Origin of the sequence: Paraburkholderia tuberum STM678 (assembly GCF_902833905.1) — a bacterium.
GTDB lineage: Bacteria > Pseudomonadota > Gammaproteobacteria > Burkholderiales > Burkholderiaceae > Paraburkholderia > Paraburkholderia tuberum.
In genome coordinates, this window is the sequence record NZ_CADFGP010000021.1 from 34,306 (window position 1) to 57,440 (window position 23,135).

Below are 23,135 nucleotides of genomic sequence, written 5' to 3' on the forward strand. Positions count from 1 at the left end.
GTACACGAAGCCGCACACCACTATCTCCATTTCCGAAATGTTTGCCAGGTGCGCCTGCCTTACGGCACGCACGTCTGCAACGCCACAAACCGAATGAACGCACCGGATCACCGCACTCCCGCTGAATCCATGCCCGTCGCCGATGCTGGACTCGCGTGTCTTGTCGTCATTGCACGCTTCCACGGCATTGCCGCTGACGCGGCGCAACTGCGGCACGCGTTCGCGCTCGGCAATGAGGCATTCAGCATGGATTCGCTGGTGCTCGGCGCCCGCTCGCTCGGCCTGAAGGCCCGCGTCGCGCCGCTTCGCATCGAGCGATTGGGCCGGGCCCCATTACCTGCACTTGTGTCGGACCGCGACGGTAATCACTTTGTCATCGCACGGTGTGACGGCGAAACCGCCTTCGTACTCGAAGCGCAGGCCTCGGCGCCCAGCGTGATGCCGCTCGATGTGCTCGCCGCACGCATGACCGGACATATGATCCTGTTCGCGTCCCGCGCATCGCTGGCCGGTGAACTCGCGCGCTTCGACTTCTCGTGGTTCATCCCTGCTATCGTCAGGTACCGGCGCCTGCTGCTGGAAGTGTTTGGCATCTCGCTGATGCTGCAGCTCTTCGGCCTGGTCTCGCCGCTCATGTTCCAGGTCGTGATGGACAAGGTGCTCGTTAATCGCACCTACAACACCCTGGATGTCGTCTGTATCGCCCTCTTCGTCAGTGCGACCTTCGAGGTGCTCCTGGCGGGCCTGCGCAACTATACCTTTGCCCACACCACGAACCGGATCGACGTGGAACTGGGCGCGCGCCTGTTTCGCCACCTGGTCACGCTACCGCTGAACTATTTCGCGGCCCGCCGCGTCGGTGACACGGTTGCCAGGGTGCGCGAGCTGGAAAGCATTCGCAATTTTCTGACCGGACAGGCGCTGACGGCGGTCATCGATCTGCTGTTTTCAGTCGTGTTTCTCGCCGTGATGTGTCTCTACAGCGTACGGCTGACACTCATCGTTGTCGTCTCCCTGCCACTGTATGCCGCCGTGTCGGCTGCGCTCATACCGGGTCTGCGGCAGCGCCTGAACGAGAAATTTTCACGCGGCGCGGACAACCAGTCATTCCTGGTCGAGACCGTGTCCGGCATGGAGACGGTCAAGGCGATGGCCGTCGAGCCGCAATTCATCAGGAAATGGGAAGCACAACTGGCCGCCTATGTAGCGTCAGGCTTTCGTGTCGTCAGTCTGAGCAACATCGGCCAGCAACTCATTCAGTACGTCGGGAAGCTGGTCTCGCTGGTCACGCTGTTCTTCGGTGCGCGCCTCGTGATCGATGGCCGGCTCACGGTCGGTGAACTCATTGCATTTAACATGATGTCGCAACACGTCGCCGGCCCGGTGTTGCGGCTGGCGCAACTGTGGCAGGACTTCCAGCAGGTCGGCATCTCGATGCGACGGCTCGGCGACATCCTCAACTCACGCACGGAATTGCCACCCGGCACCCAGACAATGCCCGCGCTCAGGGGCGACATCCGGTTTGAGAACGTGCGTTTTCGCTACCGGGCGGACGGGCCGCCAGTCCTCGACGGGGTCTCGCTCGATATCCGCGCGGGTCAGGTCGTCGGTATCGTAGGCCGTTCCGGCTCCGGTAAAAGCACGCTTGCCAAGCTTCTGCAGCGGTTGTATCTGGCCGAACAGGGCACGCTGCGCATCGACGGCATCGATCTCGCGTTGGCCGATCCCGCGTGGCTGCGCCGGCAGGTCGGTGTTGTCCTGCAGGAGAGTCTGCTGTTCAACCGCTCGATCCGCGAGAACATCGCGCTGGCTGATCCCGGCGCCCCGCTTGAGGCCGTGATGCAGGCCGCGCAGTTGGCCGGCGCGCATGACTTCATCTGCGAACTGCCGATGGCGTACGACACGCTGGTCGAGGAGCACGGCGGCAACCTGTCTGGCGGACAGCGGCAGCGTCTGGCCATCGCGCGAGCCCTGCTGACCGGCCCGCGTATCCTGATCTTCGATGAGGCCACCAGCGCCCTCGACTTTGAAACCGAACGCGTGATCCAGAACAACATGCGCGCGATCTGTGCCGGCCGCACGGTCATCATCATCGCGCACCGCCTGACCACCGTGCGGCACGCCGACCAGATTATCGCGATGGACCGGGGACAGGTCGTCGAGCGTGGCACCCACGATGCCCTGCTGGCGCAAGGCGGCTATTACGCCCACCTGGTCTCCTTGCAGAACAGTTAATGACGATATCACCGCGTTTCCAGGCGTTCGCAGACCTATGCCGCCGCTATGTAGCCGTGTGGCGTGCCGCGTGGTCGGTGCGCACGCAGCTCGATGCACCGGCCAGACTCGACTATGAACTGGCGTTCCAGCCGGCGCACCTTGAACTTGTCGAGACGCCCGTTCACCCGGCGCCGCGCTGGACAGCGCGTCTGATCGTCGCGCTCGCTGTCATTGTCCTTGCCATTGCAGTCTTCGCGAAGCTTGATATCGTTGCAACCGCAAAGGGCAAGCTCGTGCCCAATGGACGGGTGAAGATCGTGCAGCCAGCCATCACTGGTGTCGTGCGGGAAATCGCCGTGCGCGATGGACAGCGGGTTGCCGCCGGGCAACTGCTGCTGAAGCTTGACACCACGCAGGCGGTGGCTGATGAGGACAAGGCGAAATCGGCCAGGCTGGATGCGGCGCTCACCGCAGCGCGTGCGCAGGCACTGCTCACCGCAGAGCAGACTGGCTCGCAACTGCGGGTAGTGCCAGTCGATGACGCGCCGGATGAGCGCCAGCAGGAGGCGCAGCGACTGGCAGAAGGCGCGTATCGAGAGTATCAGGACAGGCTTGATGCAGCGCGTGCCGAACTGGCCAGGCGCGAAGCCGAACTCGACAGTACGCGGCAGCAGATTGCGAAGTTTGCTGCCACCGCGCCGCTCGCCCGTGCGCAGGCAAACGACTACCGGACACTGTCGGCCGACCGGTACGTTGCCCGGCACGACTATCTGGCGAAGGAACAGACCGCGCTTGAGCAGGAACATGAACTGGCGACGCAGCGAAGCCGCGCGCGCGAACTGGTGGCCGGTATCGCAGGACAGCGCGCGCAGATCGAGGCGACCTCATCGCAGTTTCGCCGCGAACAGCTTGACCAGTTGGAAAAGGCGACGCAGCAGCTCACCCAGAGCCGCAGTGATGAGACCAAGGCCCATACACGCGCGAACCTGATGAGCCTCACCGCACCCGTTGCCGGCACGGTTCAGCAACTGGCCACGCATACCCTGGGCGGCGTCGTGACGACCGCGCAGGCGCTCATGGAGATCGTGCCAGACGATGCGCTGGAGGTCGAAGCGACAGTCGAAAACAAGGATGTCGGCTTCGTCAGTGGGGGGCAGCGTGCAGCGATCAAAGTGGCAGCGTTCCCCTACACGCGCTACGGCATGCTGGAGGGCGAAGTCGTGTCGCTCGCGAACAATGCGGTGCAGGATAAGAAACTGGGCCTTGCGTTCACCGCGCGCGTGCGCCTGAAGACGAACCGGATATGGATCGAGAACAGATGGATCACGCTCACGCCAGGGATGGCCGTGAGCGCCGAAATCAGGACGGGCAAACAGAGCGTCGCGCACTATTTCCTCGGGCCGTTGGTTGAGGGCGTACAGGAGAGCATGCGTGAACGCTAGACGTATGATGCAAAGAATCGCCGTGACCGGGATTGTGCTGGCATTCGCGTTACCCGCACTCGCTTTCGACCCGCTGCTTGCGCAGCGCGGCATTCCCACCAATCCAGTCGCCGGGATGGAACTGAACATGACGCCGGATGAGCAGGCTTGCGACTTTGGCGCGCGGGAACAACCACTGAGTTTGCGCGAAGCGATCGCGCGCGGGCTATGCAACAACCCGAAAACCCGTGCCGCCTGGGCTAGCGTGAAAGCGCAGGCGGCTGCCGTTGGCGTCGCGCGCGCGGCATTCCTGCCGACCATTTCAGGCAACTGGCAGGGCGTGCGGGACAATGCCGAGACCCGCGTGAGCGGCGAACCACAACTCAGTTCGAACACTGCCGCTACCATCCGCTCGGCCAGCGTAGACCTGAACTGGGTGCTTTTTGATTTCGGCGGTCGGGCTGCCGCACTGAATAGCGCGTCCGACCTGCTCGCTGCGGCAAGGGCGACGCAGGACGCAGCCGTGCTGGCGGAATTCGCGACGATTGCCAGAGATTATTATGCCGCCCAGGCGGCGCAGGGGGCGCTCGCTGCGGCCAGCGAGATCGAACGCATGACGCGCGAAATCGTCGTCGCGGCGGAGGCACGGGTTGATCGGGGCGTCGCTCCGGTCACCGACGCGCTACAGGCCCAGACCCAGCACGACGACGCGGTATTCAATCTCACGAAGGCCGAAGGAGACACGCAGACGGCGCTGGGCACGCTGGCCTCAGACATGGGGCTTAACCCGAACGTACCGCTTGCTGTGCTCTCCGTCACGGAGAATGCCAGTCCCGACGAGACCTTTAGCCGCTCGGTCGCGGCGATGATCGACGATGTCAAACGGGCGCACCCGCGCGTGCTGGCGGCGCAGGCGCAGTTCGAGTCCGCGAACGCCGCCATCGCCCAGACACGTGCGCAAGGGTTACCGAACGTCAGTCTCATTGCGAAGTACAGCCGTAACAACCAACCGACGAGCCTGGGTCTGGGTGTTCAAACGTTTCCGGCAACCGGGCGTGATGCCTACATCGGCGTGCAGGTAAGTATTCCGTTTTTCGAAGGGTTCGGGCGGCATTACCAGATCCGGCAAGCCGAGGCTGAAGCAGAACGTCAACGCGACGCGGCCGCGGAAACACAGCAGCAGGTGGCGCTTGATGTCTGGGCGGGTTATCAGACGCTGCGCACTGCCACGCGAAACGCGATGCATAGCGAGACGGCGCTCGCGATTGCCCGACGCTCATTCGACGCCGCTGAGCATCGCTACCGGGCAGGTGTGGGGAACATCCTCGAAGTACTGAACACGCAGACATCGCTTGCCACGGCTCAGCAACGGCGCGTTCAGACGCTCGCTGACTGGCACAATGCGAAACTGCAACTGGCATCGAGGCTCGGCCGCCTTGACATGAACAGCGTTGGGGATGAATGATAAGCCGCCATACGGTGCGCGGCTTCGACGGCGAAACGATGCTCGCGGCCGAACGCGGTTTCTTCTGGCGCAACGGTCGACGCCTGAAACTGCTCAATTCTGAATACCCGTACGGAGCAACCAGTTCAAGTTGCCTGGCGGGGAGCAACGTCCATTTGAGCAGCACGGATCTCGCTGCTCCCTTCTTGCGGGACCGCTTGTGCTTGGCGGGCTGACGTTGACGGCCGCTACTGCCGCGCCCCCGCAGAAGCCCCATCCCCCGACGCCGCAACACCCATCTTCGCACCACCCGCACTCGTGCTGTCGTTGCCGGCCTGGTGCGCTTTCTGACAACCCGCCACGCCGGAGATCAATGGCGTAAGCAGTAACACAGCCAATATGAATCGTTTCATCTCGGCTCCTCGCGTCGATCATTGGTAACGCCGCCAACGCATAACCCGTAACCGCAGCACTAGGCATGCCCACCCGCACCCGCCGCGACGACCGAAAGTCGAGCGAAACGTTCAGGCATGGCTAATGCGCGGCAAGACGACGTCGGCTCCCACATCGAAAGGAGAAGCTATGTCCACCACGCCGTCCGCTATCAGACATCCCGCCACACATCCATCGAAACTCGCGCCCCGCGATCTTCGGACTGTTGAACCCCATCTCGTATGGAATGTTCGTCGGCGCGTTGATCTTTGACCTGACCTACATGAGCACACGTAACGTGTTCTGGGGCAAGGGCGCCGCGTGGCTCATTACGGTGGGCCTGATCATTGCCATCATTCCGCGCCTGCTCAATTTCGGTCACGTCTGGTTGCAGCGACGTCGCCGCGTCACGCGTATCGAAAGAATCGACTTCTGGCTCAATCTGCTCGCCATCATCGCGGCGATCGTCAATGCATTCGTGCACAGCCGCGACGCTTATGCGATGGTCCCGGACAACGTGATTCTGTCGGTCATCACCGTCGTGCTGCTGAGCATCGCCCACGTCGCGATGGCAATGAACAGGCTCGATCTCCCCGAGGTGACTCATGGCTAAGCTGATCGCCGGCAGCGCGTTCGTCATCACCATCTCCGTGTTGATGAGCGGCTGCCACGTACGGGCAGAGTACGACCCCTCGCAGCAGGCCGGAGCGAATCCGTCGATACCGCGGGCACGCAACTTCTTCGCACCGCCGATGCAGGTGCCGAAATACGTGGGATGGAAAAATGGCGCGACGCCCAAGGTGGCCGACGGCCTGAAGATCGAGAAGATCGCCTCGGGACTCGTGCACCCTCGCCAGATCTATACGCTTCCCAATGGTGACGTTCTCGTCGCGGAAGCCAATAGCCCGAACGAGGGGGCCGTTACCACGCCGAAGCAGGTCATCGCCGGGCTGATCGAAGCCAGATCGGGAAAGAAGGCCGACGGCGCGAATCGCATTACGCTGCTCAGAAAGCCTGCCAACGGCAGTGGCGAATGGGAGCGGTATGTGTTCATCGACCATCTGCATTCCCCGTTCGGCATGCAGCTCGTCGGCGACACACTCTATGTCGCCGATACCGATGCGATCCTGAAGTTTCCATACAAGACGGGCGAAACCACCATCAGCGAGCGCGGCGTCGAACTCGCCGATCTCCCCGATACGATCAACCATCACTGGACCAAAGCCCTGCTCGCCGGTCGCGATGGCAAGAAGCTCTATGTGGGAGTCGGCTCCAACAGCAATGTCGGCGAGAACGGGCTGGAGGTCGAGTACCGGCGCGCGGACGTACTCGAAATCGATACGGCGACGGGCGCAAGCCGCATTTACGCGGCGGGCATTCGCAATCCGACCGGCCTGCAATGGGAACCGACGACGGGCCGGCTCTGGGCCATCGCGAACGAGCGCGACGAGATCGGCCCCGATCTCGTGCCCGACTATCTGACGTCGGTGAAGGAGAATGCTTTCTACGGCTGGCCGTACAGCTATTACGGCCAGCACGTCGATCCGCGTGCTCAACCGCAGCGTCCCGACCTCGTCGCGAAGGCGATTGCCCCAGACTTCTCGATCGGCTCGCATGTCGCGCCGCCAGGACTGACCTTCTATACCGGCAACAGCCTGCCCTCGCAGTATCGCGGCGGCGCGTTCATCGGTGCGCATGGCAGTTGGGACCGCTCGCCGTTGAGCGGTTATGTGGTGTCGTACGTGACGTTCGAGAACGGCAAGCCCGCCGGTGCGCCGAAAGACGTCGTGATGGGCTTTATGTCGCCGGATCAGAAGGAGTTGTATGGCGCGCCCGTGGGCGTCGCCAAGGATCGCGACGGCGGCCTACTGATCGCCGATGACGTCGGCAACACGGCGTGGCGCGTGACGGGCGCGGGCGGCTGATGCGCGCATCGCAATCGCCTGCCGCGTGGATGCACCGTTGCGGACACCGCGACCCAGTGATGACTTCCCCGGCGATCCACTGGTCCAACCGGCGGCGCTTGCTGATCATGCTCGTGCTGAGCGGATTGGCAATGTGGTATGCCGACGACCGTGCGCCTGCCCGACGTGCAGGTGCCGGGCACCGAGCAGCTGTCGCGCTTCGGCAGCAAGTACGCGGACGAGCCGGGCTCCGATAATCTCGCGGGCGTGAAATCGCCGGCCGTCGACGCGATCCTGCGCAAGGTGCTGGGCGCGCAAACGCGCGAGCAGCTCGTCGACGCGACCCACGCGCTCGACCGGGTACTGATGAACGGCTATTACGTGATTCCGCACTGGTATTCCGCGGTTCATCGCATCGCGTACCGGAACAACCTCGCCTATCCGGCGGAGCTGCCGCTTTACTTCGCCGCCGACGAATGGCTACTGTCGACGTGGTGGCAGAAGACGGCTGGACTGAATCTTGCGTCTCCTCAATCATTGGAGGAAAACGATCATGACCAGACTACTCTTTGCAATCATCGTGGCAGTCGGCCTGGCGGGCTGCGTCGTCGCCCCGCCGCCGCCCAGCTCTGGCTACGGTTATGAGCCAGCGCCCGCCTATGGCTATGCCCCCGGGTATTACGTCGCGCCGTCCGTGAGCCTCGGCATCGGCATTGGCGGCTACTGGGGTGACCATGGGGGCCATTGGCACGGTCATTGAAACAGCCGTTCCCGAAAGTCCACGAGCGCTCTACCGAACCAGGGTAAACATCCATCCTCCCACGAAGTACTTCAAAATGGTTGGGGTACGGAGTATATTCGCGTTCAGCAAATATCTACTGAACGGAGGAGGACGTCATGCAATTTCATCTCAACGGTTTCCGGGTCGGCGATCCGACGATCGAGCCAGTCATCGGCAATGCGCATGCGGCGCAGATGCCCGAGACGGTCGACGTGCTGATCGTCGGCAGCGGCCCTGCCGGACTCGTACTGGCGGCGCAGCTGTCGCAATTCCCGTCGATCGGCACGCGCGTCGTCGAGCGTCGCGACGGACCGTTGCAGATGGGTCAGGCCGATGGCGTGGCGTGCCGTACCGTCGAGATGTTCAATGCGTTCGGCCTCAGTGACCGCCTGCTGCAAGAAGCCTATTGGGTCAATGAAACAGTATTCTGGCGACCCGATGCAAATGACCGCGGCGCGATCAGTCGTACCGGCCGAGTTCAGGATACCGAAACAGGCCTTTCGGAATTTCCGCACGTCATCGTCAATCAGGCCCGCATCCAGGAATATCTGCTCGACGTGATGCGCCGCTCCGCGCGACGGATCGAACCGGACTACGGCCTCGAAGTGGTCGACGTTCAGCGCGACGATACGCACGCATACCCGGTGCTGGTCACGCTGCGCCAGACCGATCCCGCGCGGCTCGACGAGACGATGTCCGTGCGTGCGCGCTATGTCGTCGGTTGCGACGGCGCTCGCAGCCGCGTACGCACCGCCATCGGACAAACGCTGCGCGGTGACGCGGCCAACCATGCGTGGGGCGTGATGGATGCGCTGGCGGTCAGCGACTTTCCGGACATCCGGCTGAAAGCGGCGATTCAGTCCGCGAGCAGGGGCAACCTGCTGATCATTCCGCGTGAAGGCGGATATCTGGTCCGCTTCTACGTCGACCTCGGCGACGTCACCCCGGAGAACCGCGACAGCATCAAGCAGATCACGGTCGATCGCATCATCGAGACGGCGCAGCGCATCCTCCATCCCTATACGCTCGACGTAAAAGAAGTGGCGTGGTTCTCGGTCTATGAGGTCGGGCAGCGCCTCACCGACCGCTTCGACGATGCCATCGCCGCCGACGGCACTTCGCGCGAGCCTCGCGTGTTCATCGCGGGCGACGCCTGCCACACGCATAGCGCCAAAGCGGGTCAGGGCATGAACGTGTCGATGCAGGACGGCTTCAATCTCGGCTGGAAGCTCGGCGCGGTGCTGGAGGGCCGCAGCGACGCCGCTCTGTTGCGCACGTATTCGGACGAGCGCCAACCTATTGCGCAGGAGCTGATCGATTTCGACAAGGAATGGTCGGCGATGATGGCCGCGCCGCCGAAGGATCCGAACCGGCCCGAGGCGGGCGGCGTCGATCCCGCGGAGCTTCAGGCGTACTTCGTTCGCGCTGGCCGCTACACGGCTGGCGTCGCAACGCGTTACCGGCCGGCCACCCTGACCGGTGAAGCGACGCATCAGGCGCTCGCCAAAGGCTTTGCGATCGGTACGCGCTTTCACTCGTCGCCTGTCGTTCGCCTCGCTGATGCAAAACCGTTCCATCTAGGGCATGCCGCGCAAGCGGACGGCCGCTGGCGCCTGTACGCTTTCGCGGACGCGTCGCGTCGTGCGCTGGATGCGCTGTGCGAGCATCTCGACAAGTCGCCCGATTCCGTTTTGAGGCTCTTCACGCCGAAGGACGCCGACGTGGACAGCGTTCTCGATCTGCGCGCGGTGCTGCAACAGCCGCATCGCGAAGTCCGCCTCGAAGACGTCCCCGCCCTCCTGCTGCCGCGCAAGGGTCGCCACGGCCTCATCGACTACGAAAAGGCATTTACGAGCGACGCGACGACTGATATCTTCGACGAGCGCGGCATCGATCGCGAACAAGGTGCACTCGTCGTGGTACGTCCCGATCAATACGTGGCCCATGTTCTCCCATTGAATGCGTATGCGGAGTTGAACGCCTTCTTTCGGCCCATCTTTCGCGTGCGTTAAACCACAACGAAACCCAAACCTCCGAAATTGCCGATCAAACCCGAAGACGCCGGCGCGCTCCCCAAATTTACTGGCAGCCTGGTGCGCCGTGCCCAACAGCGCCATGCAGCGGTCTGGCTGAGCGAGGTTTCCGCGGAGATCACGAGCGTGCAGTACGCGGCGCTCGAGGTCTTGCACGAGACGCCTGGCGTCAGTCAGCGGCAACTCGGAGACAAACTCGACGTGGATCGTTCGACGATTGCCGATCTCGTTGCACGCATGGTGCGCAACGGCCAGATCGAGCGCGCCGACGATCCTGTCGACAAGCGCAGTTATGTGCTGTTTCTCACCACTGCCGGTAAGAAGCAGCTCTCGGCCTTGCGTCCGCGCGTCGAGCAGGTCGAGCGCATTCTCACTGAAAGGCTGACGGCAAGCGAATTGGCGCAGTTGCGCCGGCTGCTTTCGGCACTGTTGCCGCCGCGGGCTTGATGCGCTTGCTTCTGAAGACCGCCTGCCGTCGCGGTCTGCCAGACAGCGCCTCCATTTCGGCTCCCATAGCCCCCTCCCCGCCGCCTGGTTAGAACCGGGTGCCTTTCCAGAACAAATGACGGACGACGCATGCGAGCCCGCACGTCTGTTCCGGCACGCAACCTGAAACGAAAACCGCGCCAGCGGACATTCGCACGTTCCGGCGTCCGCCAACCCCGCTGCGGCTCGCTTCATGCCAGCGCGGCGATCGCGCTTGGCTTATTCCAGCAGCGCCATGCACGTCGTACCGCCGCTTACGCTCAAGCGCGATAACGATAGCGCTCGATATTATTTGTGCACTAACGAGCGCCTCTCTACGATCTCCGGACCTACACTTCGATCTCTTTTCAAAACATGGCTACGACAAAAGCGATCCTGACCGTTTATCACGGCGCCACGCTGCCGGCATGGGATGGCGCGCCCCAGCACTAACCTGACGCACGAACAACGCGCGACTCACGCCGCGGCGCTTCGGCCGCCGCGCATCCTGCCTTCTTCATTGCCCTCCTGATCGTATCGTCCGTCATGTCCATTAACAGAACGCTCCACGACCGCCGCATCTTCCTGAAACTTTCGCTCGGCGCCGCAGCGGCCGCGGCAGCACCGCTTTCGTTCGCGCAAGGCAACGCGCGCACGCTGCGCGTCGGCAATCAGAAGGGTTACCTGAATCTGCTGAAGGGCCGCGGCACCCTCGAAAAACGGCTCGCGCCGCTGCACGTATCGGTTACATGGACCGAGTTCGCGGCGGGCCCCGTGCAACTGGAAGCACTGAACGTCGGCTCGATCGATTTCGGCGACGTCGGCGAAGCACCGCCGATCTTCGCACAGGCCGCCGGCGCACCGTTGGCCTATGTGGCGGCGACCGTCAAGCGGCCGCGGTCGGAAGCGGTGCTGGTGCCGCCGCAATCGACGATCCGCTCGGTCGCGGACCTGAAGGGCAAACGGATCGCGCTCAACAAAGGCAGCAACGTCCACTACTTTCTCGTCAAGCTACTGCGCCAGCGTGGCCTGCAATACGGCGACGTAAAGCTCGTGTTCCTCGCGCCCGCCGATGCACGCGCCGCGTTCGAGCGGGCGTCGATCGACGCGTGGGTCATCTGGGATCCTTTCTTCGCCGCGGCGGAGCAATCGCTCGGCGCTCGCGTGATTGCCGATGCAAGCGGCGTAGTCGGCAATCGGGCGTTCTACTTCTCGTCGCAGAGTTATGCGGCGAACAATCCCGACGTGGTCCGGATCCTGATCGAAGAACTCGACAAGGTCGATCAGTGGGGCAAGCAGAACAAGGATCAGCTCGCCAGCGAACTCGCGCAGCTATGGGGTCTGCCGAAGCAGGTCGTGGACGTGGCGGTGCAGCGTCAACAGTTCGGCACGCAGCCGATTACCCGCGCGATTCTCGGCGAGCAGCAACAGATCGCCGAGACGTTCCTCGATCTCGGCCTGATTCCGAAGCACGTCGACGTGCTGAAGGCGGCGCCTTCGAATCTCGCGTAGGCGTATGGGCGGCGCAACGACGCCGCAGCCGCGTCAACGCTCGGAGACCGGCCGCGTTGGCGTAGCCTGCTGTTCCGGCGGGGCGTCGCTGTGCTCCGTCATACGCCGCACCGAACTCACGCCGGCCGCGATCAACGCGAGCGCCGCGGCAATGCCGGCAATCAACGTGAGGTGCCGGCCATGCACGAGTCCGAACACGATGGACACCGCCACCGCGCCGCTCGACTGGCCGAGCAGACGACCCATCGATTGCAGGCCGGACGCGCCGCCGCTGCGATGCCGCGGCGCACTGCCGATGATCACGCGGTTGTTCGGCGACTGAAAGATACCGAAGCCGAGGCCGCAGACCGCGAGCCGCCACACGATGTCGAAACGCGTCGCCGTCTCGCCGAGCTGGCAGAGCATCGCGAGTCCGCACCCGAACACGACGAGCCCGACGCTGCTGATGCGTCCCGGCGCCCACCGATCGGACAGCCGGCCCGCGACCGGTGCGATCAACGCGGTCACGAGCGGCCACGGCGTCAGCAGAATGCCGGTCTGTGTTTCCGACAGCTTCAGCGTCTGCTCGAAGTAGAACGGCAGCATGATGTACGCCATCGTCTGCGCCGCGAACGAGAAGATCGACGTCGCCATCGACAATGAAAACACCGGCATGCGCAGCAGGTCGATGGGCAGCATCGGGGTCGCGAGCCGGCTTTCGCGTCGCACGAACAGCACGCCGGCCACCAAGGCGATCGCGACCATCACGGCGCCGCGCTGCGTCGCGCCCGCCTGGTTGAATGCCGCGAGACCGGAGATCAGCAGGCCGAATGTGAGCGCGTTGAGCAGGACGCTCAGGCCGCTCAGGCGAGCCCCCGAGGTCGGCGTCGCGGGCAACGTGCGCGCGCCGATCGACAGCGCCAGCACGCCGAGCGGCACGTTGACGAGGAACAGCCACTGCCAGTGCGCGACCGCCAGAATCGCCGACGCGATACTCGGCCCCGCCGCCGCCGAAACGGCCACCACCAGCGACGAATAGCCGACGCCGACGCCAAGCCGTGCCTTCGGGAAGACGAAGCGCACCAGCGCGATATTCACGCTCATGATGCCGGCCGCGCCGAAGCCCTGAAACACGCGAGCGACCGCAAGCACCAGCAGCGTGTGCGCATTCGCGCAGGCGAACGACGCCAGCGTGAAAAGTGCGAGTCCGTAGCAGTAGACCCGTTTGTAGCCGAGGCTGTCCCCGAGCACCGCGAGCGGCAGCAAGGACACCGTGATCGCCAGCTGATACGCGTTGACGACCCAGATCGCGCTTGCGGGCGATACCGCGAGGTCGTTGCTGATGGTGGGCAGCGCGACGTTGACGATCGAGGTGTCGAGCACCGACATCGTCATCGCGATGGCGATCGCAATGTACGCAAACGCACGTTGGGGATTGGGCAGGCCGTCGGTCATGGTGCAAGCGGGTCGAAAGAAAATGCGCGGGCGACTGCGTGCGGCGCGGGCGCCGTCGCGGGTGCATTGTTGCAACTTCGACTCGTACCTGAATCGGGACACAGTTGACGTTACTGCGCCGCACGTTGTAAGTCTGTAGGGATCGACGCCGCTATCAGCGCCGGCGAAGCACACATGGAAACGAAACGCCCTTTTTTCACGATCGGCCACTCGACGCGTCCGTTGCAGGAATTCGTCGACTTACTGAAAGGCGAGCAGATCGCCTTGCTCGTCGACGTGCGCAGCATCCCGCGCTCGCGGACCAACCCGCAGTTCAATCGCGACACGCTGCCCGCCTCGCTCGCACCGGAACATATCGACTACATGCATCTCGCCGCGCTCGGCGGACGCCGCAGCAGGCGCAAGGTTGACGCGCCGTCGCCGAATGCGTACTGGACGCATCCGGCCTTTCGCAACTATGCCGACTATGCAATGAGCGACGCATTCCGCGACGGGCTGGCGCAACTTCTGACGCTCGGTCATCGGCAGCGCTGCGCGATCATGTGCTCGGAGGCGGTCTGGTGGCGCTGCCACCGGCGTATCATTACGGACTATCTGCTGATGCACGATAAAACCGTGCTGCACATCATGGACGCACATCACACGAACGCCGCCACGATGACACCGGGCGCCGAGCCCCAGGCCGACGGCACGCTGATCTATCCGGCTCAGGCGCAGAACTGAGCCGACTCACGACACGACTGCGCACCAGTCACCTCGCACCGCTTTATGGCTGTTACCACCAAACGTCCGTCGAAACTCGACACGTCGCTCGATCCGTCGCCGCGCAATATCGCGTGGTTCAAGCGCAATGCCTGGTTCGAGGGCGCGGTGCTGCCGACGTTGCGCGAGCACGTGGCGACGGTGTTGGCGGGCGGCGAGCTTTGAGCGCCGCGCACCCATCCGCGCGATCGGCCGCTCGTGGTAAACACGCATCCTGACCCGGCGTCCCAATCTTCGGAACGGTTACGGGTATACATGGATTAGGAGTCGCTACCGCACTGCACTAACATTTTTCCGGTACCGCACGGCTCGTATCGAGCGCTTCCGAATCGGGGTTGCACGTCCCACGCCAAACTCTCGCGCTGCCCCGCGAACTCCCGGTGCCGTCCAGCATCTGCACGCAATCGACGCAACGTCGACCACATCGACCAATGAAGACAAGAACCGGAGGATCAGATGGCACAGCAACGGGATGACGATCAGAAAAACAGCGGCAACGGTTTCAGCACGGCGCGGCGGGGGCTGATGCAGGGCGCGGGACTCGGCGCAGCGCTTTCGCTGATGGGCGCGCTAGGCGGCGCGGGCGGTCTGATCGGCACCGCGCAGGCAGCGCAGACGGCTTTTCCGTCGCACAAGAAGTGGAGGATCGTGTTCGTCAATCACGTCACCACCAACCCGTTCTTCGTGCCCACGCAGTACGGCATTCAGGATGCCTGCTCGCTACTCGACATGGATTATCAGTGGACCGGCTCGGCCACTTCGGACGCGGGCGAAATGGTCCGCGCCGTGAACTCGGCGATTGCCGCGAAGGCCGACGCCATCGCGGTGCCGATCGTCGATCCGAGCGCTTTCGACAAGCCCATCCTGGCCGCGCTCGACGCCGGAATTCCGGTGTTCGCGTACAACGCCGACGCGCCGCGCGGCAAGAAGAATCCGCGCCTCGCGTATATCGGCCAGGACCTGTATCTGTCGGGCTACCAGATGGGCGAGCGCATCGTCAGTCTGATCGACAGCGGCATGGTCGGGCTGTTCATCGCCACGCCGGGGCAGCTCAACATCCAGCCGCGTCTGGACGGTGCGAGCGACGCCATCAAGAAGTCCGGCAAGAAGATCGACATCCAGACCGTGGCCACGGGCGCGACCGTCAACGAGGAGCTGTCGAAGATCAAGGCGTTCTACCTGGGCCACCAGGACCTGAAAGGCATGTTCGCGGTGGATGCGGGCAGCACGCAGGGCGTCGCGCAGGTGATGAAAGAGTCGAACCTGCCGTCCAAAGGCGTGCACGGCGGCGGCTTCGACCTGCTGCCGAGCACGATCCAGCTGATCCACGAAGGTTTCCTCGACTTCACCATCGATCAGCAGCCCTACGTCCAGGGTTTCTATACGGTGATGGAGGCGTTCGTGTTCCTCAGCTCCGGCGGCCTCGTCGGCCCGGCCGACATCAACACCGGCCTGAAATTCGTGACGAAGGATAACGTCGAGCCGTACCTGAATACCTCGACGCGCTATGAAGGCAAGACCGACAAGGAGCAAATCGTTCCGAGATCCGGCGCAATCAAGTCCTGATGAATACAGTGAACGAAACCAGCAAAGCGGTCCGCGCGTCCCGGCGCGCGGGCGTTTCCTTCGCGTCTCAATGGGCGGCCGAGCTGCGCATCCTGCTCGTGGCCGTGTTGCTGGCCGCCTACTTCGAATTCGCAAACCACGATTTCCTGCTCACCAACGCGAGCCTCGTCAACCTGTCGCAGTTCATCGCGCCGGTGGCGATCATCGCGTTCGGCGAAATCATGTTGATGATCGGCGGCGACATCGATCTGTCGGCGGGCATGGTGTTCGCGTTCGCGCCATTCATGATGGTGTTCGCGAATGACGCGGGCGCGCCGATGTGGCTCGCCGTGATCGCGGGGCTCGTCGCCGCGGGAATCGTCGGCTTCGTGAACGGGGCGGTGTCGGTTTGGCTGCGGCTGCCCTCGTTCGTTACGACGCTCGGCACGCTCTTTCTGATCAACGGTATCACGCTCACGATCTCGCGCGGCACGCCCGCCGCCACGCCGGGATCGCCCACCTTCGCCGCGTTCATGGGCGCGTGGGGCTACAGCGAGATCATCTGGACCCTGGTGATCGCGGCCGCGATGCACGTGCTGTTGCGACATACACGCTGGGGCCTGCATACGCAGGCCGCGGGCGCGAATCCGCTCGGCGCGAGCGAGGCCGGCATACATGTGAAGCGACTGCGCCTCGGCAACTTCGTCCTCGCCGCGGTGCTGGCGGGCTTCACCGGCATGCTCGAAGCCTTTCGCATTACCTCGATCGACCCGCAGGCCGGCGGCAACCAGATCATGTTCCTTGCCGTGGCCGCCGCCGTGATCGGCGGCACGCCGCTCACCGGCGGCTCGGGCACCATCGTGGGCGGGCTCATCGGCGCAGCGGTGCTCGGTATTCTGAACGACGGCTTTACACTGATCGGTATCAACGCGTTTACGTTCAACATCATTCTTGGCGCCGCGATTCTGGCGGCGATGATCTTCAACATCCACGTCGGGCGCATTCGCCGCAAGGGTGGACGATGATGGACCAATCGCAAACCTCCTCCGCGGGCGCCAATGCCACGGCCGCTGCGCGCAGCGCGCCGAACGCCCCGCTCGCGCTGCGCGGCGACAGCCTCGTCAAACGCTTCGGCGCGGTGACGGCGCTCGATGGCGTCTCGCTCACGCTCGGCAAGGGCGAGATCCTCGGCATACTCGGCGACAACGGCGCGGGCAAGTCCACGCTCGTGAAGATCCTCACGGGCTTTCATCAGCAAACGAGCGGCACGCTCCACATCGACGGCGAGGAGACGCTGTTGCGCTCGGTCGATCACGCGCGTTCGCTCGGCATCGAATGCGTGTATCAGGATCTCGCGCTCGCGAATTCGCTGAGTATTTACCACAACATGTTCCTGAACCGCGAAATCGTGCGGCGCGGGCCGTTCAGGCTGCTCGACCACAAACGGATGCGCGAGCGCGCGGCGCAATGCCTCGACGATATCGGCGTGCACGTGCCTTCGGTGGATTTGCCCGTGGAGCGTCTTTCGGGCGGCCAGCGCCAGGCGATCGCCGTGGCGCGCGCCGTGCATTCGAACGCGAAAATCCTGTTGCTCGACGAACCGCTCGCCGCGATGGGCGCGCGCGAGGCGGGACTCATCATCGACCTACTGATGCGCTTGAAGGAAAAAGGCGGCCTCTCGATCATCATGATCATGCACAACTATGCGCAGACGCTCGATATCGCGGATCGCATCATGTTGATGCAGCGAGGGCGCGTGACCTACGAGCAACAGAGCGCGCTGACTTCGGTGGCGGAGCTGATGGACATCGTGCAGCGGGAATACCGGGCCATGCGCGCCGGCGGCGCACAGTGAGCCCGCCGCGGCCCGCGACACCGCGCAACTCAGATCAGAAATCGATCTTCGCGTTCACGCTGACCATGCGCGGATCGCCCGGCGCGATGTAGTCCGAGTACTGGAACATCCAGTAGCGGCGATTCGTGATGTTGTCGATCGCCGCGCGCAGCGTCACGTCATGCCCCCACCGATGCGCGTCAGATAGTTCGCCCCGATGTCTACGATCATGTGCTTCATCGACGGCCTACTGAGTCAGCGGACCGTCATTGCGATTCAGGAGGCGCTGCGATGCTTCGACAATGTGGACTGGTGATGGGCGCCGTCGTTCACTCGCGATGCACTCTGCGCCGATACCGTTATGTGTTCATCGTACGAGAGCCGCAGGACGAGAAACATGATCATCGGCGACACCGGCGAAAGATGCCGCAGAAATGACCCGTAGTCCGGCTCGAAAATAGCTTGCGTTGACAGGAAACTGACCAGAAAACAAAAACAAAGCGTCTCGAATCGGCCCATCGGAAATAGCGCCGCCGCGGAGCGATAACGCACAAACGCCATCGCAAAAGTGAAAAACACGCCAATGCCGCCCAGCATTTGCAGCGGAGAACCCGACGTAATCAACCGCACCGGCAAAACGAAGGTCGCCAGCGTGATGGCGACGTTCGCCACGCCAATGAACATACCACTGCCTGGAATGAACTGTACGATCATCGACCCCACCTCCTCCGGGTCCCGCCACTCATTGGCGTTCTGCCTTGCGAAATCCAGTGATTCGCCATAGGCCTTCTGGAACACGAAGGCGACCATCACAAACATGGCCAGCGCGAAAAAGATCAATGAAACCGGCCTTCTGAAGCCGTTTGGCGCGATATAAAGAAACACGGTTGCGGCCAGTGTAATGCCCCAGTACGATCTGAAGTACACGGCTACCAGCGCTGCCAGGACGACAAACAAAACCAATATCGCACGCGACGAGCTGTAAAACAGCATCAAAAGAACCAGAACCGAAATGATGATTTCTTTCGATGGAACGCCGATGTAGACGGTCTGATTGGCGAGCCAGAAGGCAACCAGAAAGAACTCGGCCGGTTTTAGCGAAGTGACACCGGAACGCCAGACGGCGACAAACATGCCGATAGTCGATGCGAGAAATCCTATCAAAGAAATGGAGAAACTCCGGAGACCGAAGAAGTTGAACAGCCACGCGAGATTGTCAAATGAGTCGCCAAACGCCCTGAAAGCCGTGACGGTCTTCATCCGGTCGAAGATCACCAGTTCATCCAACAGAAAACGCGCCGGCAACGTGCTCTGGTGAAACGCGGAGATCGCATAAAGTGCGATGAACAGAATGAACCAGACCACGGCCGACACGCCTGGACTCGCATTCCTGCCGATGATGCCGGGGAGTTTTACAATGCGCATTCTCTTTCCCTGAACAAGTGAGCGACTCGCCTCGCGGTGGAGGAGCTAAACTTGCAGCGTCGCCGATTTTTGAGCGCAGAGATCACGGCGCTTCAAAACTAGGTTGGCGATTCAAATAAGCGTCCGGCTCCTTGCCGATCTTGAGCGCCTGGTAAGTACCCGCACTTGCCACGATCGTTCCACAGACGCTGAGCAGAAGAAGCGAGTGGATGAACCCGACGCCGAGGAATTGAGCCGTCGCAAAGATCAGGAAGATCGATACGGCATTGACTGCTTGAATCATCAAGTCGATCTTCAGCCGGTTCGCGACAATGAATACCTGAGCCATCGAGCCATAGATCGCCATCGTGATGAAATAGGGAACAAAGATCAGGTACACGGACATCGACGGTTCCCATTCGTCGCCCATCTTCATGTGGATAATGAGGCTAAGGCCTGCATAGCACGCTGCCACCAGAGAAATGCTGATAAACGTCAGCATAGTAAAAAACTGTTTTGAGGGATTCACTCTGTCTTTTCTGTGGCCGTCGAAATAATCGATCAGATCGCGGCGGAAGACAGCGCCCAAACTTTGCGACAAGAGGGACGCAGGGAAGTACCCCACACGATACGCCAGCGCAAAGATGCCGGCTTCACGATGATCGAAGATCATCGGCATCAAAATGGCGGACGCATAGATCACGAAGGAATTCAGCGTAGTGGTCGGCACACCAAATTTTGCATACTGGATCTGAAGCGCGGAGAACCTGATGAAGGCCAACGGGATCATCCGGCGCGCCGAGTAAAGGCAGATCGCGGCGGGCACAACGGTCGAGGCCAGAAAAATCCAGCTATAGACGTTGAATACGGTGGTGCCTGTGCACTCCCCTTTCGAAAACATCATCATGCAGACGAAGTAGACGGCGAACGCGGCATTAGGGAAGAACCGGATCGTCGCGATTTGCGCGTACTTTCTTTCGGTGGTGAGTGCTCCGCACAACGCCTGTTGCAGGAACACGCCAAGTGCCAGACCGATAACAGGTATGTATTCCGTATGCCCGGCCGCTGCCGTGGCCACCACGAGCGCCACGCCGATCCCTATGGCGACCGCACTGGAACTCGTCATTGCGCGCACGGCCTGGGCCTTGTCCGCCGCCATGCACGCAACCTCCAGACGCAAGCCGATCACCGACCCGATAAAGAGACCACCGGCCATGAGCTGGCTGAAATACCCGAGAGCCGTCGGCCCGCAGAACTTCCCGATCAATAGAATCGAAACGAAATTGAGCGCCTGACTCAGTACGACTCCAGCGATACTGACGATCGAATGTTTGATATTCACAATTTATCTACGTCGAAGTCCGGGTGAATTTTTCATCGCTCTACACGACGATGGTTGTCGTCTGAAGGCTAGCCTTTCTGCGTTTTTCCGCTGGCGGGCAATGCGTCGAGATAGGAAGCACTGCGATAGAGGCCTGCGCGCGCGCCCAGACTATAGCGATAGACATCCGTATCGATCCCGTTGAAGATCACGCCCTTCACCCGGGCATTCGCCTGCTTGAGCTGCTTGGTGGCCTCCACCACCTGCGCAATGGAAGTGGTCTCGAAGCGGGTCACCAGCAGCACGGTGCCGCAGCTATCCGCAAGCGCGGTCGCGTCGGATACGGCGAGCACCGGCGGCGTGTCGATCAGCACGATGTCGTATTCGCTCGTCTTCGCGAGGAATTGCTGCATGCGTTCGCTCACCAGAAGCTCGGCCGGGTTCTCCGGTATCGCTCCGCGCGCAACGAAGTCGAGGCCCGGACGCACGTCACGCATGATCACCGGGTCGGATGTCACCTCCGACGACAGATAGTCAGCCAGGCCGGGTGTCGAGTCGAGACCAAAGTATTGCTCGAGATGACCTTTGCGCAGGTCCGCGTCGATCAGCAACACCCGCTTGCCGGCCGCCGATACGACCGCCGCCAGATTCGCCGAAAGGAACGACTTGCCCACCTGTTCCGTCGGCCCCGTCAGCAGCACGCGATTGTCGCCCGATTCCGATTCCAGCATGGCAAAATGAAGCGCGGTTCTGAGTCGGCGCAGGCTTTCAATCGACGGGTCGCGCGGAAACTCGCTCGCCAGCAGGAACTTCTCGCCAGCGGGCAGCTTCGGCGTCTTGCCGATTCGCGCGACTTTCGCCTGCGACAGCGGCACGCTCGCATAGACGTTCAGGCCCGTTTGCTCCTCGATCTCCTGCGCGTCGGTCACGCCCCGATACAGCGCCGTACGCCCGAACGCCGCACCCACGCCCAGAATCAGGCCGCCCAACGCAGCATAGATAATCACCAGAAGCTTGTTCGGCTTGATCGGCTCTTTCGGCACCACCGGGTTATCGATCAACCGCACCGTTCCAACCTTGCCGGCGCGAACCAGTCTGAGCTGTTGCATGTTGTTCAGCATGCCGACGTAAAGCTCGTTGTTCACGTTCATGTCACGGGTCAGGCGCACCGCATTCTGCTCCAGGTCCGGCAACGCCTGTTCCTGCTGCGACAAGCTTCCGATCCTGCTGCTCAGCATGCCGATCTGCTGATCGATCGCCTGGATCGCGGGGTGACCCGGCGCGTAGATCGCGCCCATCTCCGCGCGCTTCTGCTTCAGTTCGAGCAGGCTGCGCTGCGTGGCTACGCTTTGATCCAGATAGGCCTTGCCCTGCTCGCTCAGATTGAACACGCCCATGCGGTTGCGCATGTCGTTATAGCGTCCCTCGGCGCGCTCCAGGTCGCTCTTGAGTTGCGGCAGCTGCGCGCTCAGGAACGCAAGCGACTTCTCGGCTTCCGCCGCCTTGCGCTTCAGATTCTGGTCAACATACGCATTGCCGATTTCGGCGAGCGTGCTGGCCGTCAGCAGCCGCTCAGAGCCCATCAGCGACGCGCCGATGATGCCGCTGTCTTTACCCTTCTGCGAGACCGTCAGCCGGTTTTGCAGGCTTTCCACCGTCTTCTCGCGCGACTGTCTCTCCAGAATGAATTGCGTGCCCGGCTTTGCGTTCAGCGAATCGACCTGCAGCGTGATCGCGCCATCGGGCAGTTTCGTGTCGAGCTTTTCGCCCACGCGACCCTCGATCGGCTCGCTGAGATCCGACTGCTCCAGCCGGTAGCGTCCGCCCTCCAGAACCGTCAGAACGAACTTCTCGCCTTCGAATGCTTCCGGGACGTCGAAGCTGGACACCTTGATCGCTTCATCGCCCCATGCATATCCGCCAAATCCAAAGATCCCTGGCTCGGAAAGACTCCGGGCTTGCCGGCCCAACCAGTCTCCGATCAATGGAAAGCGCTTCGGCTTTGCGCTGACGTCGAGGTGCAGATCGTCAACGGCTTTTCCGACCACCATTCTCGACTGCAGGATTTCCATTTCAGCCGTCGCCTCTGTTTTGACGTCGAACATGCTGGAGACGTCGCCCAGCGGGCTTTTCGAATTGTTGGTCGGAATGCTGTCTTCAACCTGCACGAGAATATCGGCCTGGTACACCGACGGCGCGATAAACGCGTAGGCCACGCCCAGGGCGAGCACACTGCCGGCGATGCCACCGACCAGCCAGCGGTTGGCCATTAGAACGTCGAAATAACGCGAAAGACTTACATCGTTATTCCGGAGCACGACAGCATTCGTAAGCAGAGAGTTCTGATTCATCGAAACCCCAGGGAGGGTGTACGAAAAGGGTGGAAGCTAGATTTAATGTGCAGGCGATGCGGCGTTGCCAGATCTCGCTTTTTGTCACGGGACGGCTGAAATCGGACGCACAGGCCGAGTACGTCAGTCCTGCTCGCAAGCGTGCTCGAAATGAATCGTCTTATGGTCTAAAAGAGACTTCCGCCAGATCTGGCGCAGATTTCTAATTTTTCCGCATCCGATATATTGCGCCAGCAAACAGAAATCGAGTTATTCATAGCAGAAGTCATCGCAGC

Annotated in this window: 18 protein-coding genes and 3 pseudogenes; 16 read left to right on the forward strand and 5 right to left on the reverse strand. The window is 62.2% G+C overall.

From position 1 onward, the window contains the following. The first annotated feature begins 93 nt into the window (after positions 1-93). From HWY30_RS19590 to HWY30_RS19635, 11 genes and pseudogenes are all read left to right on the forward strand, one after another. Positions 94-2,235 (forward strand): type I secretion system permease/ATPase, encoded by a 2,142-nt coding sequence (locus tag HWY30_RS19590; protein ID WP_279613293.1) that lies wholly within the window; start codon positions 94-96, stop codon positions 2,233-2,235. Continuing rightward, positions 2,235-3,659 carry an HlyD family type I secretion periplasmic adaptor subunit gene (locus HWY30_RS19595; protein ID WP_090811648.1) on the forward strand — a complete coding sequence of 475 codons (1,425 nt, stop codon included), beginning with the start codon at positions 2,235-2,237 and terminating at the stop codon, positions 3,657-3,659. The genes HWY30_RS19590 and HWY30_RS19595 overlap by 1 nt, the downstream gene beginning before the upstream one ends. After that, entirely contained in the window at positions 3,649-5,103 is a 1,455-nt protein-coding gene (locus tag HWY30_RS19600) for a TolC family protein (RefSeq protein WP_244144946.1), read from the forward strand. The genes HWY30_RS19595 and HWY30_RS19600 overlap by 11 nt, the downstream gene beginning before the upstream one ends. 2 nt (positions 5,104-5,105) lie before the next feature. After that, positions 5,106-5,184: pseudogene (locus HWY30_RS19605) on the forward strand (ShlB/FhaC/HecB family hemolysin secretion/activation protein); the annotation flags it as partial. Between the two features lie 556 nt (positions 5,185-5,740). Next, the gene (locus tag HWY30_RS19610; protein ID WP_244144947.1) at positions 5,741-6,127 is read left to right on the forward strand and encodes a DUF2231 domain-containing protein; all 387 of its coding nucleotides are present in this window, start codon (positions 5,741-5,743) and stop codon (positions 6,125-6,127) included. Beyond that, complete coding sequence (locus tag HWY30_RS19615) at positions 6,120-7,439, forward strand: PQQ-dependent sugar dehydrogenase (RefSeq protein ID WP_090811654.1); 1,320 nt, start codon at positions 6,120-6,122, stop codon at positions 7,437-7,439. The genes HWY30_RS19610 and HWY30_RS19615 overlap by 8 nt, the downstream gene beginning before the upstream one ends. A 144-nt stretch (positions 7,440-7,583) precedes the next feature. Beyond that, a pseudogene (locus HWY30_RS19620) lies at positions 7,584-7,925 on the forward strand (ABC transporter substrate-binding protein); the annotation flags it as partial. Positions 7,926-7,971: 46 nt separating this feature from the next. Continuing rightward, positions 7,972-8,178, forward strand: coding sequence for a hypothetical protein (locus HWY30_RS41715; protein ID WP_090811655.1), 207 nt, complete (start codon positions 7,972-7,974; stop codon positions 8,176-8,178). Between the two features lie 137 nt (positions 8,179-8,315). Next, a complete protein-coding gene (locus HWY30_RS19625) occupies positions 8,316-10,211 on the forward strand; it encodes an FAD-binding monooxygenase (protein WP_090811657.1) in 1,896 nt (631 codons plus the stop codon). A gap of 27 nt (positions 10,212-10,238) precedes the next feature. Then, complete coding sequence (locus tag HWY30_RS19630; protein WP_018422184.1) at positions 10,239-10,679, forward strand: MarR family winged helix-turn-helix transcriptional regulator; 441 nt, start codon at positions 10,239-10,241, stop codon at positions 10,677-10,679. A 564-nt stretch (positions 10,680-11,243) separates the two neighbouring features. Further along, positions 11,244-12,209 carry a sulfonate ABC transporter substrate-binding protein gene (locus HWY30_RS19635; RefSeq protein ID WP_090811659.1) on the forward strand — a complete coding sequence of 322 codons (966 nt, stop codon included), beginning with the start codon at positions 11,244-11,246 and terminating at the stop codon, positions 12,207-12,209. Between the two features lie 33 nt (positions 12,210-12,242). Here HWY30_RS19635 and HWY30_RS19640 read toward each other — a convergent pair whose 3' ends face one another. Further along, positions 12,243-13,643, reverse strand: a complete 1,401-nt coding sequence (locus tag HWY30_RS19640) for an MFS transporter (protein WP_090811661.1) — start codon at positions 13,641-13,643, stop codon at positions 12,243-12,245. Positions 13,644-13,817: 174 nt separating this feature from the next. On the opposite strand from HWY30_RS19640, the gene HWY30_RS19645 reads away from it, so the two are divergent. The 5 genes and pseudogenes from HWY30_RS19645 (at position 13,818) to HWY30_RS19665 (ending at position 17,805) form a co-directional block, all read left to right on the forward strand. Next, entirely contained in the window at positions 13,818-14,366 is a 549-nt protein-coding gene (locus tag HWY30_RS19645) for a DUF488 domain-containing protein (protein ID WP_090811663.1), read from the forward strand. A 93-nt stretch (positions 14,367-14,459) separates the two neighbouring features. Then, a pseudogene (locus HWY30_RS19650) lies at positions 14,460-14,570 on the forward strand (uracil-DNA glycosylase family protein); the annotation flags it as partial. A 291-nt stretch (positions 14,571-14,861) separates the two neighbouring features. After that, entirely contained in the window at positions 14,862-15,971 is a 1,110-nt protein-coding gene (locus HWY30_RS19655; protein ID WP_090811664.1) for a sugar ABC transporter substrate-binding protein, read from the forward strand. Further along, complete coding sequence (locus HWY30_RS19660) at positions 15,971-16,975, forward strand: ABC transporter permease (RefSeq protein WP_090811666.1); 1,005 nt, start codon at positions 15,971-15,973, stop codon at positions 16,973-16,975. Before HWY30_RS19655 ends, HWY30_RS19660 begins: the two co-directional genes overlap by 1 nt. Next, positions 16,975-17,805, forward strand: a complete 831-nt coding sequence (locus HWY30_RS19665; RefSeq protein ID WP_018422193.1) for an ATP-binding cassette domain-containing protein — start codon at positions 16,975-16,977, stop codon at positions 17,803-17,805. Before HWY30_RS19660 ends, HWY30_RS19665 begins: the two co-directional genes overlap by 1 nt. 34 nt (positions 17,806-17,839) lie before the next feature. Here the strand turns inward: HWY30_RS19665 and HWY30_RS19670 are convergent, their stop codons facing one another. From HWY30_RS19670 to HWY30_RS19685, 4 genes are all read right to left on the reverse strand, one after another. Beyond that, on the reverse strand, positions 17,840-17,962 hold the full coding sequence (locus HWY30_RS19670; RefSeq protein WP_341809937.1) for a hypothetical protein: 123 nt from the start codon (positions 17,960-17,962) through the stop codon (positions 17,840-17,842). 98 nt (positions 17,963-18,060) lie between these two features. Then, positions 18,061-19,209 (reverse strand): hypothetical protein, encoded by a 1,149-nt coding sequence (locus HWY30_RS19675; protein WP_090811668.1) that lies wholly within the window; start codon positions 19,207-19,209, stop codon positions 18,061-18,063. An 82-nt stretch (positions 19,210-19,291) separates the two neighbouring features. Next, on the reverse strand, positions 19,292-20,530 hold the full coding sequence (locus tag HWY30_RS19680) for a lipopolysaccharide biosynthesis protein (RefSeq protein ID WP_090811670.1): 1,239 nt from the start codon (positions 20,528-20,530) through the stop codon (positions 19,292-19,294). Positions 20,531-20,598: 68 nt separating this feature from the next. Continuing rightward, entirely contained in the window at positions 20,599-22,860 is a 2,262-nt protein-coding gene (locus HWY30_RS19685) for a polysaccharide biosynthesis tyrosine autokinase (RefSeq protein ID WP_090811672.1), read from the reverse strand. Positions 22,861-23,135 lie beyond the last annotated feature (275 nt).